Raw genomic sequence first — 862 nt, 5'->3', positions numbered from 1 at the left:
CCAGAAGGAGGCTTTCCTGAAAGGCGGCTCTACGGAAACCCGCAATTCCGGCAACCTGACCCTGCCGGCTTCGCCGTATCAGGTCATGGCCGGAACGGTGGTTGCCGGAGCGCTGGTGACGGGCATCAAGTCGGACTTGCCCGGCGACGTGATCGCCACTGTGACAGAGCCGGTCTATGACACGGCCACCGGGCGTTTCCTGCTGATCCCGCAGGGTTCGCGCATCCTGGGCAAATACAACAGCCAGGTCAGTTACGGGCAGAGCCGCGTTCAAGTCGTCTGGAATCGGATCATTCTGCCGGACACGTCTTCGTTGACGCTCGACAATCTGGCCGGCGCAGATCCGGCCGGCTATGCCGGCCTGGAAGACGATGTGGACTACCACTGGGGCCGCATCTTTGCCGGTGCGGCGCTGACGACCCTGCTGGGCGTCGGCGCCGAACTGGCCGCGCCGGAGAATCGACAAGATGGCGATCGCGTCATCATCGCCGGGCGTGACAGTTTGCAGGACACGGTGAATCAAATCGGCCAGGAAGTGACCCGGCGCAACCTCAACATCCAGCCCACCTTGACCCAACGGCCCGGCCTGCCGGTGCGGATCATCGTCAACCGCGACTTGGTGTTGCGGCCGTACCAGCCGCTGTTCTTCAATCGGGGGACTTCACGATGAGCACAACCAAGAAGCTGCGGCTGGGGCCGCTGCCCAAGACCGAAAGCGTCAAGCTCACCTTTGCCTGCCCGGCCAGTCTTAAAACCGACCTCGACCGCTACGCCGCGCTGCACGCGCAGGCGTATGGCGAGGCAGTCGATGCGGCGACGCTGATCCCGCACATGCTGGAAGCGTTCATGGCGGGGGATCGGG

The 862-nt window shown here is 63.9% G+C and carries 2 protein-coding genes; both read left to right on the top strand.

The window, feature by feature from the left end; translation table 11 throughout:
• Positions 1 to 670, top strand: a 670-nt coding sequence (locus tag LO50_RS23135; RefSeq protein WP_044316496.1) for a TraB/TrbI/VirB10 family type IV secretion system protein, incomplete at its 5' end; no start/stop codon positions are given.
• On the top strand, positions 667 to 862 hold a 196-nt coding region (locus LO50_RS23130), incomplete at its 3' end, for a DUF2274 domain-containing protein (RefSeq protein ID WP_044316495.1). The genes LO50_RS23135 and LO50_RS23130, both read left to right, overlap by 4 nt.

The sequence above is a fragment of the Stutzerimonas stutzeri genome, from assembly GCF_000935215.1.
Lineage (GTDB): Bacteria > Pseudomonadota > Gammaproteobacteria > Pseudomonadales > Pseudomonadaceae > Stutzerimonas.
Note: the sequence above shows the minus strand (reverse complement) of the source record. Positions and strands in the feature narration are given on the sequence as shown.